At 63.3% G+C, this 22283-nt stretch carries 20 protein-coding genes and 1 riboswitch; of the genes, 13 read left to right on the forward strand and 7 right to left on the reverse strand.

Going from position 1 to position 22283, the window contains the following annotated elements; all coding sequences use genetic code 11:
• Positions 1-151 precede the first annotated feature (151 nt).
• Complete coding sequence (gene ilvD, locus B5F19_RS04875; protein WP_087288541.1) at positions 152-1813, reverse strand: dihydroxy-acid dehydratase; 1662 nt, start codon at positions 1811-1813, stop codon at positions 152-154.
• A gap of 777 nt (positions 1814-2590) precedes the next feature.
• Between ilvD and B5F19_RS04880 the strand changes: the two genes are divergently transcribed.
• The 3 genes from B5F19_RS04880 (at position 2591) to B5F19_RS04890 (ending at position 4469) form a co-directional block, all read left to right on the forward strand.
• Complete coding sequence (locus B5F19_RS04880; RefSeq protein WP_087288543.1) at positions 2591-3277, forward strand: FCD domain-containing protein; 687 nt, start codon at positions 2591-2593, stop codon at positions 3275-3277.
• Positions 3278-3364: 87 nt separating this feature from the next.
• The gene (locus B5F19_RS04885) at positions 3365-4003 is read left to right on the forward strand and encodes a TRIC cation channel family protein (protein ID WP_343219414.1); all 639 of its coding nucleotides are present in this window, start codon (positions 3365-3367) and stop codon (positions 4001-4003) included.
• 22 nt (positions 4004-4025) lie between these two features.
• Complete coding sequence (locus B5F19_RS04890) at positions 4026-4469, forward strand: GNAT family N-acetyltransferase (protein WP_087288544.1); 444 nt, start codon at positions 4026-4028, stop codon at positions 4467-4469.
• 35 nt (positions 4470-4504) lie between these two features.
• On the opposite strand, the gene B5F19_RS04895 is transcribed toward B5F19_RS04890, so the two are convergent.
• The 6 genes from B5F19_RS04895 to B5F19_RS04920 all read right to left on the reverse strand — a co-directional run bounded on the left by B5F19_RS04895 (position 4505) and on the right by B5F19_RS04920 (position 13089).
• A complete protein-coding gene (locus B5F19_RS04895; RefSeq protein WP_140394156.1) occupies positions 4505-5461 on the reverse strand; it encodes a hypothetical protein in 957 nt (318 codons plus the stop codon).
• 370 nt (positions 5462-5831) lie between these two features.
• The gene (locus B5F19_RS04900) at positions 5832-7691 is read right to left on the reverse strand and encodes an S-layer homology domain-containing protein (protein WP_162612519.1); all 1860 of its coding nucleotides are present in this window, start codon (positions 7689-7691) and stop codon (positions 5832-5834) included.
• Positions 7692-7836: 145 nt separating this feature from the next.
• Positions 7837-9093, reverse strand: a complete 1257-nt coding sequence (locus tag B5F19_RS04905) for an ABC transporter permease (RefSeq protein WP_087288548.1) — start codon at positions 9091-9093, stop codon at positions 7837-7839.
• Positions 9090-9848, reverse strand: a complete 759-nt coding sequence (locus tag B5F19_RS04910) for an ABC transporter ATP-binding protein (protein ID WP_087288549.1) — start codon at positions 9846-9848, stop codon at positions 9090-9092. Before B5F19_RS04910 ends, B5F19_RS04905 begins: the two co-directional genes overlap by 4 nt.
• A gap of 4 nt (positions 9849-9852) precedes the next feature.
• Positions 9853-11496: an efflux RND transporter periplasmic adaptor subunit gene (locus B5F19_RS04915; RefSeq protein WP_087288553.1), complete on the reverse strand. Its 1644-nt coding sequence runs from the start codon at positions 11494-11496 to the stop codon at positions 9853-9855.
• Positions 11497-12156: 660 nt separating this feature from the next.
• Entirely contained in the window at positions 12157-13089 is a 933-nt protein-coding gene (locus tag B5F19_RS04920; RefSeq protein WP_087288555.1) for a DUF4340 domain-containing protein, read from the reverse strand.
• A 231-nt stretch (positions 13090-13320) separates the two neighbouring features.
• Between B5F19_RS04920 and B5F19_RS04925 the strand changes: the two genes are divergently transcribed.
• From B5F19_RS04925 to B5F19_RS04970, 10 genes are all read left to right on the forward strand, one after another.
• Positions 13321-13998: a TIGR00266 family protein gene (locus B5F19_RS04925; protein WP_087288558.1), complete on the forward strand. Its 678-nt coding sequence runs from the start codon at positions 13321-13323 to the stop codon at positions 13996-13998.
• Between the two features lie 344 nt (positions 13999-14342).
• Positions 14343-14461: riboswitch (TPP riboswitch) on the forward strand.
• Between the two features lie 80 nt (positions 14462-14541).
• Positions 14542-15099, forward strand: a complete 558-nt coding sequence (locus B5F19_RS04930; protein WP_242972704.1) for an energy-coupled thiamine transporter ThiT — start codon at positions 14542-14544, stop codon at positions 15097-15099.
• Between the two features lie 31 nt (positions 15100-15130).
• Positions 15131-15940: an HAD-IIB family hydrolase gene (locus B5F19_RS04935; protein ID WP_087288559.1), complete on the forward strand. Its 810-nt coding sequence runs from the start codon at positions 15131-15133 to the stop codon at positions 15938-15940.
• Positions 15941-16093: 153 nt separating this feature from the next.
• Entirely contained in the window at positions 16094-16441 is a 348-nt protein-coding gene (locus B5F19_RS04940) for a PepSY domain-containing protein (RefSeq protein ID WP_087288561.1), read from the forward strand.
• Between the two features lie 458 nt (positions 16442-16899).
• Entirely contained in the window at positions 16900-18225 is a 1326-nt protein-coding gene (gene rsxC / locus B5F19_RS04945; RefSeq protein WP_162612520.1) for an electron transport complex subunit RsxC, read from the forward strand.
• Complete coding sequence (locus tag B5F19_RS17425) at positions 18222-19877, forward strand: RnfABCDGE type electron transport complex subunit D (RefSeq protein WP_162612521.1); 1656 nt, start codon at positions 18222-18224, stop codon at positions 19875-19877. Before rsxC ends, B5F19_RS17425 begins: the two co-directional genes overlap by 4 nt.
• A gap of 33 nt (positions 19878-19910) precedes the next feature.
• On the forward strand, positions 19911-20495 hold the full coding sequence (locus tag B5F19_RS04955; protein ID WP_087288565.1) for an Rnf-Nqr domain containing protein: 585 nt from the start codon (positions 19911-19913) through the stop codon (positions 20493-20495).
• Positions 20496-20643: 148 nt separating this feature from the next.
• The gene (locus B5F19_RS04960) at positions 20644-20847 is read left to right on the forward strand and encodes a helix-turn-helix transcriptional regulator (RefSeq protein ID WP_087288567.1); all 204 of its coding nucleotides are present in this window, start codon (positions 20644-20646) and stop codon (positions 20845-20847) included.
• Positions 20844-21260 (forward strand): hypothetical protein, encoded by a 417-nt coding sequence (locus B5F19_RS04965; RefSeq protein WP_087288569.1) that lies wholly within the window; start codon positions 20844-20846, stop codon positions 21258-21260. The genes B5F19_RS04960 and B5F19_RS04965 overlap by 4 nt, the downstream gene beginning before the upstream one ends.
• Entirely contained in the window at positions 21257-22171 is a 915-nt protein-coding gene (locus B5F19_RS04970; RefSeq protein ID WP_087288570.1) for an RluA family pseudouridine synthase, read from the forward strand. Before B5F19_RS04965 ends, B5F19_RS04970 begins: the two co-directional genes overlap by 4 nt.
• Positions 22172-22283 lie beyond the last annotated feature (112 nt).

Consider the following 22283-nt stretch of genomic DNA (forward strand, 5'->3'; position numbering starts at 1 on the left):
TTCCCCGCCCTAACTCAGGCGGATTTTATTCTGTGCAGTTTTTTCGACAAATTGAAGGGACAGGTCTGAGACCCGCCCCTTCAAACGCAGAGGCGAAGCGAACGCTTCGCATAAAATTTCTTTGCTTACTTTCTTTTTCAAAGAAAGTAAGTTACTCCAGGATGGCGCCGCGGTCGGCGGAGGACACCATTTTGGCGTAGCGGGCCAGATAGCCGGTCTTGATTCTGGGCTCCGGGCAGACCCACTTGGCCTTCCGGGCGGCCAGCTCTTCGTCGGACACTTTCAGGGTGATAGAGTGGTTGGGGATGTCGATGGCGATCAGGTCGCCCTCCTCCACCAGGCCGATGGGGCCGCCGGAGGCCGCCTCGGGGGACACGTGGCCGATGGAGGCCCCCCGGGTGGCGCCAGAGAACCGGCCGTCGGTGATGAGGGCCACGTCCTTGTCCAGCCCCATGCCCGCGATGGCGGAGGTGGGGTTGAGCATCTCCCGCATGCCGGGGCCGCCCTTGGGACCCTCGTACCGGATGACCACCACGTCGCCGGCCACGATCTTGCCGGCATAAATGGCCTGGATGGCGTCGTCCTCACAGTCGAACACCCGGGCGGGTCCCTCGTGGACCATCATCTCGGAGGCCACGGCGGACTGCTTCACCACGCAGCCGTCGGGGGCCAGGTTGCCCTTGAGCACTGCGATGCCGCCGGTTTTGGAGTAGGGGTTGCCGATGGGGTGGATGATGTCGGGATTGCGGTTGACCACGCCCTCCAGATTCTCGGCCACCGTCTTGCCGGTGCAGGTCATCAGGCTGGTGTCCAGCAGGCCGGCCTCGGCCAGCTCGGCCATGACGGCATACACGCCGCCGGCCCGCTCCAGGTCCTCCATGTAGGTATCTCCCGCCGGGGCCAGGTGGCACAGGTTGGGGGTTTTCAGAGAGATCTCATTGGCCATGTCGAAGGACAGCTCGATGCCGCACTCATGGGCGATGGCGGGCAGGTGGAGCATGGTGTTGGTGGAACAGCCCAGGGCCATGTCCACCGTCTCCGCGTTGTGGAAGGCGGCCTCGGTCATAATGTCCCGGGGGCGGATGTTCTTCTCCACCAGATCCATGATCTGCATGCCCGCGTGCTTGGCCAGGCGCAGGCGGGCGGACCACACGGCGGGAATGGTGCCGTTGCCCCGGAGGCCCATGCCGATGGCCTCGGTGAGGCAGTTCATGGAGTTGGCGGTGTACATGCCGGAGCAGGAGCCGCAGGTGGGGCAGGCGTTGTTCTCATATTCCTCCAGACCCGCCTCGTCCAGTTTGCCGGCGTAGTAGGAGCCCACCGCCTCAAACATGTGGGAGAGGCAGGTGCGGCGGCCGTCGTTCATGGTGCCCGCCATCATGGGCCCGCCGGAGACGAAGATGGTGGGGATGTTCACCCGGGCGGCGGCCATGAGCAGTCCGGGCACGTTCTTGTCACAGTTGGGGATCATCACCAGGCCGTCAAACTGGTGGGCCATAGCCATGGCCTCGGTGGAGTCGGCGATCAAATCCCGGGTGACCAGGGAGTACTTCATGCCCACATGGCCCATGGCGATGCCGTCACACACGGCGATGGCGGGGAACTCTACCGGGGTACCGCCGGCGGCACGGACGCCGGCCTTGACGGCCTCGGCGATCTTGTCCAGGTTCATGTGGCCGGGGACGATCTCATTGTAGGAACAGACCACACCGATGAGGGGCCGCTCCAGCTCCTCCTTGGTGTAGCCCAGGGCGTAGAGCAGGGAGCGGTTGGGGGCGGCGGGGGCGCCTTTCTTAATGACATCACTGCGCATAAAAAATGACCTCCTCACAAATTTATAAAATAAGTTGTCTGATTTCTCTTGTATTGTCTGACTATATAGTATAGGATAGAGGGGAGAATGTCAAGGGGCGTAGAAGTTCTTTCCGGGGGAGTTCCGCCGTCGGGGACGGCTCCGATGGACGGCGGGAGGGGCAAGCCCCTCCCCTACGACAAGAGTAGGACGGCTTCCGTCTTGCGTAGGGGAGTCCCTTGGAGCTCCCGCCAGGATACGTACCAGAAGCGTTGGCTCGACAAAGTCAGGCGCAGTTCTGAAAGCGCAGTAGTTAAAATTTTTATATACCCAGGCCCAGTTGGCCGGATTGAACTGCGGAAAGCCACTTAAATTTTGCGCGCCGGAAATCCAGCAGCATCAAACAGTAGGGCGTCCCCCGTAACGGGGTCCGGGGGTAAGCGGTCCTATGGACACGAAGTGCCCGTCGGCCGCGTCCCCCGGCGATCCTCAAGGTGAATTGGCCCGCAGTGCCAAGAGAAGGTGGCCTGGGCCATTGGTTTCTTTCCCATCGCTGGGAAAGAAACCCGCCGCCCGAAGGGCGGCTCTTAGCGCGGAGATAGCTGCGAAATCCCCTCTGCGTACAACGACCCCAATCCGAAACCTGCCCCCTCATCCGCCCCAGAGTGAGCACTGGGGCACCTTCCCCCCTGGGGGGAAGGCTAAAAAAGAGCAGGCGGCGGAAACCCATGCCGATTTCCCAGAGAAAAACAATCCACAAATATCACATCAACTGTGGAAAGAAGAAGGAGAATTTTCATGCCCAGACAAAACTTGTCCCAGCAGACGGCGGACCGTCTGTACACCACCATTGTGGTGGAACAGCAGCTCCAGCCCGGTGAGAAGCTGCCCAATGAACTGGAGCTGGCCCAGCAGCTGGGGGTGAGCCGGGCCACCCTCCGGGAGGCCATCCGCACCCTGGCGGACCGGGGGGTGCTGGAGGTGCGCCGGGGCAGAGGCACCTTTGTCTCCCCCCAGGTGGAGGAGATCGGCGACTTCGGCTTCTCCAGCCTGGAGCAGGTCCGGGGACAGCTGCGGGATCTGTTTGAGCTGCGCTCCATGTTCGAGCCCCGCTGCGCCGCCCTGGCCTGCCGCCGGGCCGCCCCGGAGGAGCTCTCCGACATTCTGGAGAAGGGGGCGGCGGTGGAGCGGTGCATCCGGGCGGGCCGGGACCGCACCCAGGCGGACCAGGCCTTCCATACCGCCATCGTCCGGGCCGCCCACAACGAGTTCCTGCTCCGGCTGCTGCCCATCATCCACCAGGCGGTCTCCACCGCCGTGGAGCGGGGGGAACATCGGGAGCAGCTGGCGGAGGACACCCTCCGGGACCACGCCCTGCTGCTGGAGTTCCTGAAAAAACGGGACGGCGAGGGGGCGGAGCACGCCATGGCCATCCATATGCGCCACAGCATGGACGTGATGGGGCTGGCGGAACCCGGCCTGTAACCGCCGGAACGGGAAGTATCTCTTGCCTTTTGGGGTAAAATCCGATACACTGGAGCAGCACTGTCATGGAAGCCGCATTGTCTGGAGGTGTCTGTCATCGAACCGTTTATTTGGATTGTCAATCTCATCGGGACCGTGGCCTTTGCCGCCTCGGGGGCCCTCACGGGCCTGAAAAAGGGGATGGATCTGTTTGGGGTTTGCATTCTGGGGCTGGTCACCGCCGTGGGCGGCGGGGTGATCCGGGACCTGATTTTAGGGCTGACGCCCCCCATGGCCTTTCAGGACCCCACCAGCGCCCTGGTGGCTCTGGCGGTGTCCGCCGTCTTTTTTCTGGGACGGGTGCGGCGGCTGCTCATGTACAAGCCCGCCCTGTTCAACCACCTGCTGTTTTGGATGGACGCCCTGGGCCTGGGGGTTTTCACGGTAGTGGGGGTCCAAATCGCCTATGAGGCGGTGGCGGAGCCCACCCTGTTCCTGCTGGTGTTTGTGGCGGTGGTCACCGGCGTGGGGGGCGGCGTCCTCCGGGACCAGCTGGCGGGGGATACCCCGTACATCTTCGTCAAGCATGTATACGCCTCCGCCTCCCTGGCCGGGGCAATTCTTTGCGCTGGGCTGTGGTCCCGGCTGGGGAGCATGGCCGCCATGCTCCTGGGACTGACAGTGGTGGTGCTCATCCGGGGGCTGGCCGCCCACTTCCGGTGGAATCTGCCCCGGTCCAAGGTATAAAAGTATGAGGGAGGGAGCTTCCATGGATTGGTTTGTCAAGCACTGGGACGAGCTCACCCGGGACGAGCTCTATGATCTGCTGGCGGTGCGCACCGCCGTCTTTGTGGTGGAGCAGCGCTGTCCCTACCAGGAGGCGGACGGCCTGGACCGCCGGGCCTGGCACGTGTTTGTCCGGGACGGCGGAGGGGCAATTCAGGCCTGCCTGCGGATTCTGGAGCCGGAGCGCGGAACCGCCCAGATCGGCCGGGTGCTCACAGTGGACCGGGGGACCGGCCTGGGCCGGGTACTGATGGAGCGGGGAATCCGGGCCGCCTGGGAAAAAACAGGCGCCCGGCGTATCCGTCTGGAGGCCCAGTCCCACGCCCAGGGCTTTTATGAGAAGCTGGGCTTCCGCCGCACGGAGGCCCCGGAGTTTCTGGAGGACGGCATTCCCCACGTGGAGATGGTGCTGGAGCGGAAGCAATAAAAAGAGGCGGCCTTGGCCGCCTCTTTTTCAGCTTGTCAAAAAACCTTTGTTGAGATGAATCCGCTCGAGTTGGGGCGGGGGAGCTCGAGGGGCAGCCGCCCGCCTCGAATGGAATCAAATGCCCCGGAAGCCTTGCTGTGCAAGGATTCCGGCAAGCGAAGCGAGGACTTTTGCGCCGCGCAGCGGCGCAAAAGTAACGGCATTTTTACAGGCGGCCTTGGCCGCCTTTTTTTCATATTCAGTTCATGGCATACAGCCGCTTGTAGGGGCTGGCGGTGTTGGGGGTGAGGGCGTAGAACCGGTGGGGCAGGATAGCCGAACATCTCAATAAAGCGCCGGTTGGCGTCATAGGAGGAGATCTCCCCGTTGTGCACCACCGAGTAGTCCAGCAGGGCGAAGGGGTGGGCGCCCCCCCACCAGCCGGGGGTGTTGGTGGGGTAGCGGCCGTGGGCGGTCCAGGCGTACCCCTCGTACTCCTCCAGGCGGTAGAACTCTCCCACGTCCTCCGGGTAGCCCACCGCCTTAAAGACCCCCATGTTCTTTCCGCTGGAGAACACATGGGCCCCCTTCATCTGGGTGTTCACCCGGGTGACGCAGCGGCGGACATACTCCCGCTCGTCCAGCTGGCTCTGCTCCAGCTTGTTGGGCAGGGGCGCCATAAAATACCGCCAGATCAGGGGCGCGTCGGTCACTCTTGGATGGGGCCTGGTGGGGATTTTGGACAGGTTCACAATGTCAAAATGGCGCTCCAGAAACCGCTCGCACGTCTCTTTTGCACTGCTGTCCTCGTAGAACAAGTGAAAGGCATAGAGCTCCTTGTACTGAGGATAGATCCCATATCCTGCGAAGCCGCCTCCCAGGCCGTTGGACCGGTCATGCATCACCGCAATGGCCCGGATCAGCTCTTCCCCGCAGATGGGGCCGCCCGCCCGGTCGATGGCGCCTACAATCGCGCAGCCGGAGGGAATCCGCACCTGGCCCTCTTTTTGCATAAACACGCACCTCCTCAATTTTCCAAACGCGTCTCTCACACGTTGTGCAACAAATTTTAGGACGACTTGCGCGACTTGTCAATTATGAAATTACAAAAAATCATGTACATCATTCTATTTCAGAATATATTACAAAATTTTCCTGTCAGACCAGGGGTTTTGTTAATTTTTTCCGCAAATATAGCCGTGTGTCATTCCGCACTATGTGGAGAAGGAAAAGCGCAGCTCCACCACTCCATTCCGATATTGCAAGATCGCTTCGAATTTCATTCGTTTTTAGCGGATTGAAACGTCCTCATAAATGGAAAAACGCGGAGAGGCGCGGCCATCTTTTGGCCACGCCTCTCCGCGTTGAATTTACAGTGTAACTTTACCGCGCCACGATGACCCGGATGCGGCCGCCCTGGTTCTCCGGCCGGTCGTACCAGCCGGTGAGGGACAGGCCCAGCTCCTGGACCCGGTCCAGGGTGGAGGGGAAATACTGCCGGTCCCGGTACTCGTAGACCACCACCTGGTCGGAGATGGTGTAGCTCCGGCTCCCGGCCCGCAGGGTGCTGCCGCTGACGCCGTCGGCCTTCACCTCGTTGAGGGAGTACAGCCGGTCGGGGTCGGCGGGATCGCCCACCACGCGGATGCCGCCCAGGCTCACCGGGAAACGGGTGGTGCTGGCGGGCAGGGTGTAGACGCTGCCGCCCAGATCGTACTCATAGGAGTAGAGGGAACTCCAGTCGTCTCCCGTGTCGTCCATGCGGATGAGGATGCCGAACTGACCCGCGTCGCCGGTGGCGTCGTTCAGGATCAGCCGGTCGATCTCCCCGCTGCCGTTGAGGGAGTAGTAGGTGACATTGTCCCGGGTCAGGTTCAAGCCCGCCAGACGGCTGGGGAAGATTTTTACCGCGCTGCTCCCGGTGACGTCCAGGATCTCCGCCCCATCGGCGAAACGGCGGTCACCCACCCGGGTCCCGTCCTGGGACACGGTCCCGCTGAGGCCGGAAGAGCTCAGATGCGTCAAGGTGACTGAGCCGCCGGCGTCAAAGCTGACGCCCACCGGGTCGCCGGCCTCCAGGTAGTTGGCGGTCCACTGGTACTGATAGGTACTGCCGTCGGTGGCCAGGATGGTCACCATATCGGCGGTATAGGTGCCGCCGTGGCCGTCGTCGTAGGTGCTGCGCTGGGTCTCGGTGACCACGCCGCACAGCTCATTTTTGACGGCGCTGGGGCCGGCCACCGCCGCCACGCCGCCGCTGCGGCCCAGGAGGAGGGTCACCGTGTCCCCCACCCCGTAGGTCCCCAGGTCGGACAGGGCCAGAGCGGCCTGGGCGCTCTCGATCTCATAGGTGCGGCCCAGCACCTGCACCGAGGTGGGGCTGGAGGCGGAGGGCTCCAGGGACTGGATGATCCCCATCACCTTCTCCGAGGACACCCACAGGGTGCGCATGGACTGGTTCCAGTAGATCACGTCATTCTCCTGGATGGCCCCCAGGTTGGAGATGGTCCCGTTCCGGTTCACCGTCACCCCCTCCAGGGAGAAGGGGATGGAGCTGCGCCAGTCGCCGGAGGCCACCAGGGGCCCCTCCATCTCCCCGTTGATGAGGCCCACCAGGTCCAGCTCCCCGGCGGCGTTGAGGGAGTAACCCAGCTGGCTCACATAGACGCTCCCCTCCCTGGTGTCTGCGGTCATCAGGTTATAGAAGAGGTACATGGCGTCCTGCCGGGTGAGGGAGTCCGACGCCCGCTGGGCGGACACCCCCTGGTCCAGCCCCTTGCTCCGGTACAGGGCCAGCTGGGGGGTGGGGTAGGCCCCGGAGTAGTCCTCCGCTGTGTAGCCCAGCAGCCCCAGGGCGATGGTGGCCCCCTCCGCCAGGGTGATGGGGTTGTCCGGGCGGAAGGTGCCGTCGGAGTAGGCGGTCACCAGCCCGGCGGCCACGGCGGCCTCCACATAGCCCGCCGCCCAGTGGGTGTAGGGCACGTCCGGGTAGGGGGAGGTGGAGGCCTCCCCCACCTGGTCCCCGTTGGGGGAGGCCTTCAGGGCCATGGTGATAAACTCCGCCCGGGTCACGTTCCGGGACAGCTCCAGGTCTCCGCCGGAGCCCCCGTCCAGGACGCCCAGGGCGGTGACCACCTGGGACACCTCCCCGGGGGAGGGGATGGCCCCCGCCGCGAAGCCGGGCAGGGCCAGGGAGAGGGAGAGACAGCAGGCCAGCAGGCCGGTCAATATGCGTCGTTTCATCATAAAACACCTTTCTTGAAAGAGTGTAGAGTTGAGAGTGAAGAGTGAAGATATGGTGTCCGGCGAAGCCGGACATTTAAAAAATCATTCGCCTCCGGCGAATTCCATATCTCCACTCTCTACTCTTCACTCTCCACTCTCAAATTTAGTCGTACCGCAGCGCGTCAATGGGATTGAGTTTCGCCGCCTTATTGGCGGGCAGGTATCCGAACAGCACCCCGATGCCCACGGACACCCCGAAGCTGACGGCCACCGCCCCGACGGTGGGAGTGGCGGAGAAGGTGGCCCCGCCCCCCATCTGGGAGGTGAGCATGGCCCCCAGGATGGAGCCCACCCCCATGGCCAGCAGGCAGCCCAGGGCGATGCCCAGCAGCCCGCCGATGGCGGAGGTGGTCCCCGCCTCGATGACGAACTGGCTGCGGATGTCCCGCCGCTTGGCCCCCAGGGACTTTCGGATGCCGATCTCCCGGGTGCGCTCGGTGACCGACACCAGCATGATGTTCATGATGCCGATGCCGCCCACCAGCAGGGAGATGGCGGCGATGGCCACCAGCACCCCCATGACCACCCCCATCATGGCGTTGATGAGGTTGGCCTGCTCCTCCATGGTCGTGGTATAGTAGGCGTCCTCGTCCCCCTGGAAGTGGTCGTAGAGCATGCCGTCGATGATGGCTTTGGCCTGGGCGGCGGTCTCCCCCGAGGTGCTGGTGAACACATAGAGGGTCACATACCGGGCCCCCATAATCTGCAGGGCGTTCTCATAGGGGATGTAGATCTGGTCGTCCGAGCCCCCCGCGGCCATTTCGGTTGTCGTATTCAGCCGGTCCAGCACCCCAATGACCGTATAGGAAGTGCCGTTGATGGACAGGGTCTGCCCCAGGGCCTGTTCGCCGCCCCCGAAGGCCTCCTGGGCCAGGTAGGCCCCGATGACGCACACGTTCTGCCGCCGGGCCACGTCTAAGTAGGAGAGGAACCGCCCCTGAGTCAGCTTCTGGCCCCCATCCATGGTGGACTGGGTGTCGCTGTTAAACATAACCTCGCTGACGCCGTAGAGCTGGGTCTGGTCAAATTTCTGGTCTCTGTGGCGCAGGGTGGCCTGGAAGGAGACATAGGGGGACACGCCGGTGAGCACATCCGGGTTGGCCTCCACCAGGTCGTACATATCCGAGGGGTCCAGATCCATGGTGGAGCCGTCTCCCCGGCCCCACACGTAGGTCTGCATCATATTGATGCCCAGCTTATCCACCTGCTCGTCGATCATCCCCTGGACCCCGTTGCCCAGGGCCAGGATGACGATGACCGAGGCCACGCCGATGATGATGCCCAGCATGGTGAGCAGGGAGCGCATCTTGCTGGTGGTCAGGGCCTTGAGGGCCAGACGGAAGGACTGTCCCGCGTTCATGCGCCCACCTCCTGTTCCTGCGTCTCATCCGCTTCTCCGGCCTCGCCGGGCTGGACCACCGCCCGGGGGTCGCGGGCGTCCCCGTCGTAGATGATTTTCCCGTCCTGGAGGCGGATGATCCGGTCGGCCTTCACCGCGATAGAGTTGTCGTGGGTGATGAGGACCACTGTGTCCCCCTCCCGGTTGAGCTTCTTCAAAAATCCCAGCACCTCCCGGCCGGTGCGGGAGTCCAGGGCCCCGGTGGGCTCGTCGGCCAGGATCACCGAGGGGTTCCCCGCCAGGGCCCGGGCGATGGACACCCGCTGCTGCTGGCCGCCGGAGAGCTGGGAGGGCAGGTTCTTCTGCTTGCTCTCCAGCCCCACCCGGCCCAGGGCCCGGACCGCCCGCTCTTTCCGCTCCGCCGCGGGCACCCCGGCGTACAGCAGGGGGAGCTCCACGTTCTCCAGCACGGTGAGCTTGGGGATCAGGTTGTACTGCTGGAAGATGAACCCCAGCATTTTGTTGCGGATCTCCGCCTGCTGGTCGTCGTCCATGGTGGACACATCTACGCCCCCCAGGTGGTAGGTGCCCGAGGTGGGCACGTCCAGACAGCCGATGATGTTCATGGCGGTGGACTTGCCGGAGCCGGAGGAGCCCACAATGGCCACGAACTCCCCCTGGTCGATGGTGAGGCTCACCCCGTCCAGGGCGTGGACCGCCTCGTCCCCCATGGGGTAGATCTTATACACGTTCCGTAATTCAATCAGATGGGCCATACCCTCACCCCGCTGTTGTGACCGCGGCGGAGCCGGCGGTGGCCATGCCGCTCTGGGACTGGATGGGCAGGAGGACGGTCTCCCCCTCCTCCAGGCCGGAGGTGATCTCCACAAAATCCTGGCTGCCCCGGCCCAGGGTCACCGGGCGGCTCTCGATTTTGGAGGGGTCGGCGATGGTCACGCCGTCCTCGGCAAAGGCCCCCTCCCCGGCCACCAGGACGGTGCCGTCGCTGTTCACCGCTTCGGCGGGCACACACAGGGCGTTCTCCGAGCGCTCCACGATGATGTCGGCGGACACATTCATGCCCGGGTTCAGGTCCCCGTACTCCGACAGGAGGATGGTCACCGGGTAGGTGGTAAAGCCGTCGGTGGTGGTGCCGTTGACGCTCACCTTCTCCACCACGCCGGTAAAGGTCTGGCCGGGCAGGGCCTCGGCGGTGATCTCCACCGTCTGTCCCGGCTGGATCTGGCCGATGTCCAGCTCGCTCACGTCCATCTGCAGCTCCAGCTGGCTCAGGTCGTAGATGACCGCCATGGCCCCCGAATCGCCCCCGTTGAGCTGGTCCCCGGCCTTCAGGTTCTTCTCAATGACGGTGCCCGAGATGGGGGAGGTGATGGTGTAGCTGTCCAGGGCCTCCTGGGCGCTCTGGAGGGAGAGCTGGGCGTTCTGGACGGCCAGGGCGGCGTCGGCCAGGGAATTCTCCGCGGACTCGCCCCCGATGGCGGCCAGCACCGCCCCGGCGGACACCCGGCTGCCCACGGACACGTTCAGGTCGGTGATCTCCCCGCTGGCGGCGGCGGTGATGGTCTGCCGCAGCCGGGGGGAGAGGGTGCCGCCGGAGGCGCAGGCGTATGTACCCACCCGGGCGGTGGCGCTGGTTGTTTCGGTGAGGGCCCCGGGATTGGCGAGGCGGATCTTCACCTGCCGCACCAGAGCGCCCCCGTTCCCCACCTGGTCGGCGGGGGCCACCGACTCCACCGTGCCGGTCAGGGTCTCCAGGGTGCCGGACAGGGTGACCTGGGCCGTCTGGCCCGCCGAGATGTGGGCGGCGTCACCGGCCTGGAAGGGCACCGTGAGGGTCATGGTGGAGGTGTCGGTGATGTCGGCAACGGCCGTCCCGGCGGAGACCAGGTCCCCCTCCTGGACATGGAGGGTCTGGACCACCCCGCCGCCGATGGCCTTCACCTGGAGGCTGCTGGCCAGGGTGTCGTAGTTCATCTGGGCCTGCTGCACCGACAGCTGGGCCTGCTGGAGGGCGGTCTGGGCGCTGCCCGGGTCGATGCGGTAGAGGAGCTGGTCCTGCTCCACCTGGTCCCCGTCCTCAAAGGGGGACTCCAGGATCTCCCCGGTGACCAGGGCGGACACCTGGTAGGACTCGATGGGGGTGACCGTGCCCGAGCCGGACACAGACACCGTCAGGTCCTGGCGCTGGACCTGGGCGGTCTGATAGGCCCCCACGGCGGGTGCCCCGCCGCTGAGCATGGGCCGGACCACGATCCAGAACAGCAGGACCAGAACGGCCGCAATCACAAGGACGCGCTTGATCCATTTGCGCCGCTTCTTGGGACCCGTCCACAGGGGGGCGGGCTCCGTCTCCGGGCCCGCCGGGGTGAGATTGCTCTCCGGGACAGTTTGTGTGGTTTCCATGGCATTGACTCCTTTATGTACCGAGTTGAAACGTTTCTCCCGCCCACTCCAGGTCCGGACGGCGGTCTGGGACAGACGGCCGGACCCTCCCGGGCTTTTGTTCCATCTTACCGCCAGACCATTAGCTTTCCCAAAAGAAAAGCTAAAAAATTCATTAAATTTTTCCGGCTCCTGTGTACCTTACACCTTCCACCAGGGAGAAGGTCAAGGGAATTCCGGCGAATGGGCCGGCTGTATTCTGCAAAAAACAAGCCGCCCACGGGATCAGAAGCATTCTGTTCCCGTGGGCGGCTTGTCCCATGTCCGGCGCCTGGGCAGACGCTCCAAGGTCCGTCTCCCGAGGGAGACGGACCTCAGCGGTCGCTGGCGAACCAATACTCCCCCTGGAAAATCAGATCGTCCAGGTCCAGGGGCGCGGGGCTGGGCTGCTGTGAGCCGGTACCATAAACAACAGTGGTTTCCTCCATGGAATTCATCCCTCCGTATGTTAAAAATTCATCCGCCGGCACAAGGCCGGCATACAGACTACTATATGCCGGACGGGCCGCGTTATGTGCCGGTTTTTGTACACCGAAGGAGAAAATTTTTTCCTTCTATTTTTAAGTCCGCTTTTTACTGAGACAAACGGAGGCTCCCGCCCATAGGCGGGAGCCTTGTCTGTTAAGAGGTACTGCTGGAGCTGGCGTCCGAGGCCGTCTCCGTCTCGTCCTCCTCCGCCGCGGTGAGCTCCTGGGCGGAGAGGGAGATAAGGGAATCCACCGAGTCGGCGGACAGCAGGTACACCGCCGGGTCGCCCGAGAGCTGGGCGTAGTAGGAATCCCCGGCGCCGTCCAGGGCTCCGATGGTGAGGGTGAGGGTCTCGCCCTCGCCGTAGATGACGGTGAGCACCCCCACAGGGGTATCCAGGCCGCAGGCGGCCAGGGTATCCGCCTCCCCCTTGTAGTCATAGCAGGCGTCGAAGGCCAGGGAGGAGAGCTGGGCCATCAGGCTGGTGAAGGCGCTGTTGTCCGAGGGGATGGCCGTCCCGTTCACGTCCCAGGCGGGCTCCGTCTCCTCCGCGCTCTCCGAGGAGGAACTGTCCCCGCTCTCCGCGCCGGCCGTCTCAGTTTCTGTCTTGGTCAGGGTGAGGGTGGTCCCGCCGCTCTCCCAGGTGAGGGAGGAGATGGTGTCCGTCCCCAGGTCGGGGAAGCCGGGAATGGCGGCCAGGTCCAGCAGCTCCAGGGACTCCAGGTTCTCCGACAGGTCGGTGGAGACGGTGTAGACCGTATCCGAGTCCGTCCGCTTGGCGTAGCAGTAGCTGTCGGACATGTCCCCCAGCAGAAGGGTGACGGCGGTCCCGTCTCCGGCGGTCACCGACGCCTGGAGGGCGGGCTCATCCAGGCCGTAGGCGGACAGGTCCTCCGGATCGTTGATGACCCGGATGGCGGCCAGGGAGCCTATCTGCTCCGCCAGATCCTCCACCGCCTCCTGGCCGGCGGGGAAGGCGTCATCCCCGTCGTACAGGACAGGTGGTCCACCGCCAGATGGCGGCCGTACCGCTTGACCAGGTCGCGTACTTCGATCACAGGACAGGACCTCCTCGTATTCAGTCACGGGTCTATCCTACCCCAGTGAACTGAAAGCTCCCTGAAAAAGCAGTAAACATTTTATGAAGGCCGTCTTGTCAGAGGGGGGAGCCATCCGCTATACTGAAAGCACAGAGGGCGAGAGAGATAGGAATTATGAGATAGGAGATAGGAGATGCCGGGGCCCGGCGCACGTTCTCCAACTTCTATCTCCTATCTCCTCACTCCTATCTGAAATAAGGAAGGGTTGTGACGCAGGATGAAATATGAGATTCAGGGCGAGCCCACGCCGGTGGTCATCTGCGACCTGGAGAGCGGAGAGCCGATGATTACGGAGAAGGGCTCCATGGTATGGATGTCCCCCAATATGGAGATGGAGACCTCCGCCGGCGGCCTGGGCAGGGCCTTTGGCCGGATGTTCTCCGGGGAGTCCATTTTCCAGAACATCTATACGCCCCGGGGCGGCCCGGGCATGATCGCCTTTGCCTCCACCTTCCCCGGCTCCATCCGGGCGGTACAGATCGACCCCAGCCACCCCATTGCGGTGCAGAAGTCCGCCTTTCTGGCCTCGGAGGCCGGGGTGGAGCTGTCCGTCTTCTTCCAGAAGAAGGCCATGGGCGGCTTCTTCGGCGGCGAGGGTTTTATCATGCAGAAGCTCTCCGGCCGCGGCACCGCCTTCCTGGAGATCGACGGCCACGCGGTGGAATATAACCTGGCTCCGGGGCAGAGCATCGTGGTGGACACCGGAAACCTGGCCATGATGGACGCCACCTGCACCCTGGAGGTGCGGGCGGTCAAAGGGGTAAAGAACATGTTCTTCGGCGGGGAAGGCGTGTTCAACACGGTGGTCACCGGACCGGGCCGGGTGGTCCTCCAGACCATGCCCCTCACCGCCTTTGCAGGCGCGATTGCTTCCGTGCTGCCCAATAAACAGTAATGACGTCCTGAAATGCAGAGCGGGACCGCATCGGCGGTTCCGCTCTGCTTGTCGAAAAACCTCTGTTTAGACGAATCCGCCCGAGTATTGACGGGGGAGCTCGAGGGGGCGGCAGCCCGCCTCGCGTGGGATCAAATGCCCTGAATGCCTTGCTTGGCAAGGCGTTCAGCGAGCGCAGCGAGAACTTTTCCGCCGCGCAGCGGTGGGAAAGTAACGGCATTTTTCAGGCTGTCGGAAAAGTCCTTGGACTTTTTTGACAGCCTGAGCGGGACCGCAGTGCGGTCCCCCGCTCCCTGTCTTGACAGGATTCGCTTTCCAGTATACAATAGGACAAACCGCAGAAAACTCCAACACAGGGGCGCTGGGAGCCATTCCCGGCTGAGATGCAGAGGCAAAGCGCAGCCTCCGGTCCCTTAAACCTGATCCGGGTAATGCCGGCGTAGGAAGTGAATGGATGTGCGTTGTCATGTTCCTTCTTTTCGTACCGCAAGACCCGTTGGGCTGTCCTGCGGTATTCTACATTTTTAGGAGGAATTGACAACTATGACACGATCTCATCTCGGTACACGCATGCTGTGCGAGGGAGCCCTGTTCGTGGCGGCCGCCCTTGTCCTGGACCTGCTCCCCCTGTGGGAAATGCCTTGGGGCGGCTCCATCTCTCTGTGCATGGCTCCATTTTTCTTCTTTGCCTGCCGCTGGGGTGTAGGCCCCGGCCTGCTGGCAGGTTTTGTACTGGGTGTGCTGGAGTTTATGTTTGACGGCGGCTTTGCCCTGGGGTGGCAGTCCATCATCGGCGACTATCTGGTCGCCTTCACCGTTCTGGGATTGGCCGGACTTTTCCGGGGCAAGAACTGGAGCATTTTCGCCGGTACTGTAGTTGGCTGCGCGGCCCGGTTCCTGGTCCACTATGTGGTGGGGGCCACGATATGGGCGGAGTATATGCCCGATGTCTTCTTCGGCATGACGATGACCACACCCTGGTTCTACTCTCTGCTGTATAACGGCTTCTACATGGGCATCGACATGGTGGTGTGCCTGGTCATTTTTGCGCTGCTGCTCAAGCCGATGAAGAAATACTTCCTGGCCCAGGATCTGCGCTGATCTCGCCCCTTGGGGGCAGAAAGGAGTCCCCATGGGGAAATTTGACGGTCTGCTGCTGGTCAGCGACTTTGACGACACTTTATACGATTTTCAGCACCGGGTGCCGCCCCGGAATATAGAGGCCATCCGGTACTGGATTCAGGAGGGCGGGCGCTTCACAGTGGCCACCGGGCGGGCCCACCGCACCTTCGCTCCATATGCGCACCTGGCCCCCATCAACGCCCCGGTGGTGCTGTCCAACGGCTCCGCCATCTACGATTTTCAGCGGGAGGAGATGCTGGTACAGACCCTGCTGGACCCCAGGGCTCCAAAGGATTTCGCCGCCCTCATGGAGGCCATCCCCTCCCTGGGGCTGGAGGCCTACCACGGGGAGGATATTTACGTCTGCCGCCCCAACGCCGTCACCGACGCCCACATGAAGAAGGTGGGCACCGACTATGAGGAGCGGGCCATTCCGGACATGCCCTCCCCCTGGACCAAGGCCATCGTCCAGCAGGAGTACGACGAGCTGCTGAAGGCCCGGTCCTGGCTGGAGGAGCACTGTCCCGGCCGGTATGAGGCCATTTTCTCCAACCGCTACTACCTGGAGATCACTCACCGGGGCTGCAACAAGGGGGGCATGGTGGCCCAGCTGCTGGAGCTGCTCCACATCCCCCGGGAGAATCTCTACTGCGTGGGGGATAACCAGAACGACATCCCCATGCTGGAGCTGTCCGCCACTCCCTTCGCCCCCGCTAACTGCGCCCAGGAGGTCAAGGACTGGGGAGCCCAGATCCTGTGCCACTGTGACGATGGCGTCATCGGGGACATCGTCGAACGGCTGGACCGAAAATATTCCTAACTCAAGTAAAAATCCCAGCCGGCCGCATTTGAATGCGGCCGGCTCTTTCAGTTTACACATTTTTTCTGTTCGGTGCAATAAACAGCCCCTCTGCCGCATTTCTAAAATAGAAGGGCCGCCGGCCTGAATCTTGACATACAGGGGGAACCGACAATGACGAAGGAATTGCAGCTGCGCGGGACGCGGCTGGACGGGAAGAAGAAAAAGATCCTGCTGGCAGCAGGCGCGGCGGCGTTAGGAATTTTAGGAATCGCATTCCTGGCGTCCCTGTTGCTGCGGGTGGATATGGATCAGGCCCGGGAGATCGCACTCTCCGCCGCCGGAGGGGGCGACATCGTGGGTCAGAGCGTGGATCGGGAGGGCTTTTGGAACGAGTACAGCTTCCAGATCTCCAACAATGGGACCTGGTACGAAGTGGAGCTGGACAGTTTCGGCCAGGTGACAGAGCTGGAGAGCGACTGGGATCGGGACTGGAGCCATGGCCGTTGGGACTGGGATTAAGCCCGGCCCGCCCGCCTTTTTGGCCTGTCAGCCGCCTGCCATGGGGAAAAACCTGAGGTTTTTCCCCTTTTTTGCGTCTTGACCCCGTTTCAGGGCGCCAAGGGACACTATGCGGAAGGAAAGCGAACCGCGGCGCTCGCTGCAATCCAGAAACCCGCGCCCGTTGGGACGGTTTCAGAAACGCCGCTTGAGGCAATTTTGGAAACTTTGTCCCGGCGCGTCTCGCCCAGGTCCTCTCAGGACTGGTTCCCGCGCTGAAAAGATTCCAACGGGGGAAAATTCCCACAAAAAACGTCTTGCTTTCCCTCTCTCACGGCAAATTTGATACGAAAATGTAAATTTTCGTTCCGCAGGCTGGACATAGCCCCCTCGGGTGAGTATCATAGGAATGATACGAACCTATGACAAAATACGGGCCGGCGGGTCATTTTCACGCCCGGGGCCCGGGGAGGTCTGCCATGCGGCGAAGATTTTTAGGCGGGGTCCACCCCGCTTCTTATAAGGAGAGCACCCGGCGCAAGCCCATCATGCCTCTGGAGGAGTCCCCCAAGCAGGTAGCCATCCCCCTGACCATGTGCACCGGCGGCGGGGCTGTCCCGGTGGTGAAGCCGGGGGACAAGGTGACCGTGGGCCAGGTGATCGCCAAGCCGGAGGAGGGGGGCGTGTACGTCCACTCCAGCGTCTCCGGCCGGGTGCGGGCCATCGAGCCCCGTCCCCACCCCTGGGGCGGCCGGTGGGACGCCATCGTCATCGACAATGACGGCCAGGACACCCCCTGTCCCGATCTGCCCGAGCCCATGGACTGGTCCCGGATGGATCGGGCCCAGGTGCTGGAGCGCATCTGTCAGGCGGGCATCACCAGCATGGGCGGGGGCGCCAGCCCCACCCACCTGCGCATCGCCCGGTCGGTGGGCCGGGTGGACACCCTGATCGTCAGCGCCGCGGAGTGCGAACCCTATCTGACGGCAGACCACCGGCTGCTGCTGGAACACGGAGATCAGGTGCTCCAGTCGGTCCAGATGCTCTCCCAGCTTCTGCGGGCGGACCGGGCGGTGCTGGTGGTGGCGGGCGACAAGCTCAACGCCGTGGAGTTTCTGGAGCGCCGCCTTCGCCGGAAGCGCCGGTCGGTGGAACTGGTCACCATTGAGACCCGCTATCCCCTGGGGATGGAAAAACAGCTGGTGCGCACCATCACCGGCCGGGAGGTGCCCCCGGGCCAGTCGGCCGTGGACGTGAAGTGCGCCGTGTTCAATGTGGCCACCGCCTATATGGTCCGCGCCGCCCTTCTGGAGGGGCAGCCCGTCACCCACCGGGCGGTCACAGTGAGCGGCGGGGCCGTAGCCCGGCCCCGGAACCTGTGGGTGCCCATCGGGACCCCTCTGCGCTGCCTGCTGGAGTCGGCGGGGGGCCTGAAGGAGGAGCCGGCCATCATCCTCACCGGCGGGCCCATGACCGGGACGGTCCAGACGGATCTGGAGGCCCCGGTGGTGAAAAACACCAACGCCCTGTTGTGCCTGACCAAACAGGAGCACGGCGGCGCGGATCAGCCGGAGACGGTGTGCGTCCGGTGCGGGCACTGCGTCTCCTCCTGCCCCATGAATCTGAACCCAGCCTTTGTCTACCGGGCGGTGCGGATGGGGGAGACCGACCGGCTTCCTCAGCTCCATCTGGAGGACTGCATGGAGTGCGGCTGCTGCAGCTATATCTGCCCGTCCCATATCCCCCTGGCGGATCTGGTGCGGCAGGCACGGACCATTTTGGCGGAAGGAGGGGAACAGGCATGAACGGACCCACCATTCACCGGACCTCCCCCCAGATTGCCCAGCCGGCCACCATCTCCTCCACCATGCTGGACGTGATCATCGCCCTGATCCCCGCCCTGGCCATGGCGGTCTTTCTGTTCGGCGTCCGGGTACTGGCTCTGACCGCGGTATCCGTGGGCACCTGTGTGCTGGCCGAGTACGGCTACCGCCGCCTGCGGGGACAGAGCAATACCATCGGCGACCTGTCCGCCTGCGTCACCGGCCTGCTGCTGGCTATGAGCCTTCCGGTCACCGCTCCCTACTGGGCCCCTGTCCTGGGCGGCCTGTTTGCCATTGTCATCGTCAAGCAGTTTTATGGAGGGCTGGGCCGCAACTTTCTCAATCCAGCCCTGGCGGGGCGGACCCTGCTGTGTACCTTCCCCGGTCTGATGACCAGCTGGGTGGACGCGTTCCAGCGGCCCGGGCTGATCCAGGGCGTAGACGCCGCCTCCGCCGCCACTCCCATGGCCATCCTCCACACCGGAGCGGTGCCGGACCTGACCCTGGGGCAGATGCTGCTGGGCCAGCACGGCGGCGCCATGGGCGGCGTCCCCGTGCTCATGCTGCTGCTGGGCGGACTGTATCTGGTCTCCCGGCGGGTCATCACCCCCCGGATTCCGCTGGCCTATCTGGGGACAGTGGCCCTGCTTACCCTCCTGTTCCCCCGGGGGGACGAGGGGGCGTTAGCCTGGATGACCGCCCAGCTGTGCTGCGGCGGACTGGTGATGGGGGCTGTCTTTATGGCCTCTGACTACACCACCACCCCGGTCACCCCTCTGGGGCAGACCATCTTTGGCGTGGGCTGCGGCGTGCTCACCGTACTGCTCCGCTATTTCGGCTCCTACCCCGACGGAGTGGGCTGGGCCATTCTGACCATGAACTGCTGTGTGTGGCTCATGGACCGGGCCGCCATCCCCCGGCGCTTCGGCATGGGGCGCTTCGCTCTGGTCCGCTCCTGGGGACAGCAGCTGAAGGAGAGCCTTTCCGCCATCCATTTTGTCCCGCCTAAGCTGAAATTCTTGGCCCGGGCCGGGGACGGCACCATGCCCGGCGAGGGCTATCTGGACGAGCTCAAGGGCAAGGTGCGCCAGTGGGCGGCCCTGGGCGGCGTGTTCCTGGCCGTGTGCCTGATGATCTTCGGCGTCCACCGGGCCACCGACTATGCCGCCGTCCGGGCCGAGACCGAGGCCCAGGAGGCCCTGCTGGATCAGGTCATGCCCCAGGCTACCATGCGCACGGAGACCCCCTACTATGCCTCCGGGGCTCTGAGCATTACGGCGGGCTACAACGACAGCGGCCTGGTGGGCTACTGTGTGGAGGTCCAGGCCCACGGCTTTGGCGGCCTGATGACCGCCGTGGTGGGCGTCAACACCAACGGCGAGGTCACCGGCGTGGCCGTCACCAGCCATCAGGAGACCGAGGGCGTGGGAACCGACGCCATGACGCAGGAATATCTGGACCAGTATGTGGGCAAATCGGGCACCATCCGCACTGCGGGGAACAACTCTGTGGACGCGGCCTCGGGCGCCACTGCCACCTCGGAGGCGGTGACCGCCTGTGTGAACCAGGCCCTGGCCATCGTGGCCAATTTGGATACGGAAGGGGGCGTCGATTATGTGGACGGCGAAGTTTGACCGCTCCCGGCGTGGGAAAGGAGGCGGCAGGGAATGACCGCATTTCAGCTGGCAGGCGTGGCGGTGGCCGCCCTGCTGTCGGAGAATTTTATTCTGGTCAACTGTCTGGGCATTGGCACCCGGACCAAGGCCTTTCAGGACCCGCTGGATGCCTGGCGCACCGGCGTCAGTTTAACGGCGGTGACGACCCTCACGGCGCTGCTGTCCTGGCTGCTGGACCAGCTGCTCCAGCACTTTGCGCTGGGCTACTTTCAAACCCTGGTTTTTGCCCTGGTGGGACCGGCTGTGGTAGCCGGCCTGCGGTACTTTTTGAAAAACTGTGTGCCGGAGCTCTCCCGGCGAATGGATGAGAATCTGGCCAGCATCACCTCCAACTGCGCGGCCATGGGCGCGGCGCTGCTCATCGCCCAGCGGGGGTACGGTCTGGGGGCCGCCCTTCTCTTTGGTTTCTTCGGCGGCGCAGGGGCAACGGTGGCTCTGATGTGTCTGGCCGGCCTGCGCCGGGAAGTCAGTCTCACCAGCTGCCCCAAGAGTTTCCAGGGCATCCCCATCGAACTTGTGACCATCGGCCTGATGGCCCTCTCCCTGGTGGGATTTTACGGACTGCACCTGTCTTGAAATCATCACGTTCCTCTTTGCCCTGCCGGTGAAAACCGGCGGGGCAAATTTTTTTGCAGAAATACGTAAAGCTGGCTTGACATATATGTAAAGTGTGCTATACTAAAATTGTAAAGCGAGCTTTACCAGTCTTAAAGGAGGCGAGAGCTTGACCAACCGGATTGCAGAACTGAGGAAGGAGCGGCGCATCTCCCAGGCGGAGCTGGCCGAGGCGGTGGACGTCACCCGCCAGACCATCATCTCCCTGGAGAACGGGCGGTATAACGCCTCCCTGCTCCTGGCCTACAAGATCGCCCGGTATTTCGGGCTTACCATTGAGGAAGTATTTCTGTTTGAGGAGGAGTCCACATGAAAAAGAATTTGATCGTACCGGCCGCCGCTGTGGTGCTGGGTCTGGTCCTGTTTGGAATCGTATTTGTTATGGACGAACAACTGCCCGCGGGGGGTGTGGGCCTGTGCGCCGGCCTGGGCGGGGCGCTGATCGGTCTGGGAGGCGGCAGTTTGTTTCTCCCCCTGGCCATGGCGGCTATGAAACCCGAGGACCGGCGGGAGGTAGAGCGGGCCGAGCGGGATGAGCGGAGCATTGCCATCCGCACCCACGCCGCCTATGACAGCTGGTACTGGACGCTGTGGCTGCTGTGGGTCCCCTTTGTGATTGCTCTGGTGTTGGGAGAACTCGTTTGGATGGTGATCACTCCCGTTGTGCTGGTACTCCACTGCGCCTTCTATATGTTCCACCTGTACCGCTGGTCCAAAAAGCTATGAGCCGCCGTCTGGAGCTGCCCATTGGGCCGGAACTGGCCGGGATCAAGGTGGACACCCTGCTCAAACGCCATCTGGGCCTGTCCGGCACCGTGGTGCGGAGAATCAAGTGGTTGGAAGATGGAATTTTGGTGGACGGCCGCCGGGTCAATACCCGGTACATCCCCAAAGCAGGGGAGGTGCTGTCTGTCCGCCTCTCCGATCCGGAGCGGCGCAGCGGCATCGTTCCCGCCCCTGGCCCTCTGGACATTGTGTACGAGGACCAGGACCTGCTGGTACTCAATAAGGCGCCGGGGGTGGCGGTCCACCCCGGACCAGGCCACTTTGATGATACAATAGGCAATTTTCTGCTTAATTATTACGATCAGGAGGGTGAAGAGGGGGACTTTCACCCCGTCCACCGCCTGGACCGGGGGACCTCCGGCCTGTTGGTGGTGGCCCGCCATCCCCACGCCCAGGAGGTGCTGAAGCGTCAGCTCCACACGCCCGACTTTCAGCGGACCTACCTGGCTGTCTGTGCCGGAACCCCCACCCCGCCCTCCGGCACCATTGACGCTCCTCTTGGCCCTTGTGAGGGATCGCTGGTAGAACAGATGGTCCGGCCGGATGGAAAATACGCATGTACCCACTATGAGGCCTTGCGGCAGGCCGGGCCCTACGCCTTGCTCCGACTTCAACTGGAGACCGGACGTACTCACCAGATCCGGGTCCACATGGCATATCTAGGCCACCCCCTGGTGGGAGACTTTCTCTACGGAACAGAATCCAGTTTGATCTCCAGACCAGCGCTCCACTCGGCCCGCCTTGCCTTCCTGCATCCCATCACCGGAATCCGGCTGGAATTTACTCAGCCTCTCCCCCAGGATATGAGGCGCCTGTTGGTTTCCCACAGTGCGGAATCGACGCAAAGGTAAAGGACTTGCCGCCTGCCATTCACAGACAACAAGCCCCTTCGGCCGCTTGAACCATTTATCAAGAAAATATTGTTTAACTTTTCGGGGCCGCCTTAAAACGCGAATGCCCGCC

The sequence above is a fragment of the Pseudoflavonifractor sp. An184 genome, from assembly GCF_002160305.1.
Taxonomy (GTDB): Bacteria; Bacillota; Clostridia; order Oscillospirales; family Oscillospiraceae; genus Lawsonibacter; species Lawsonibacter pullicola.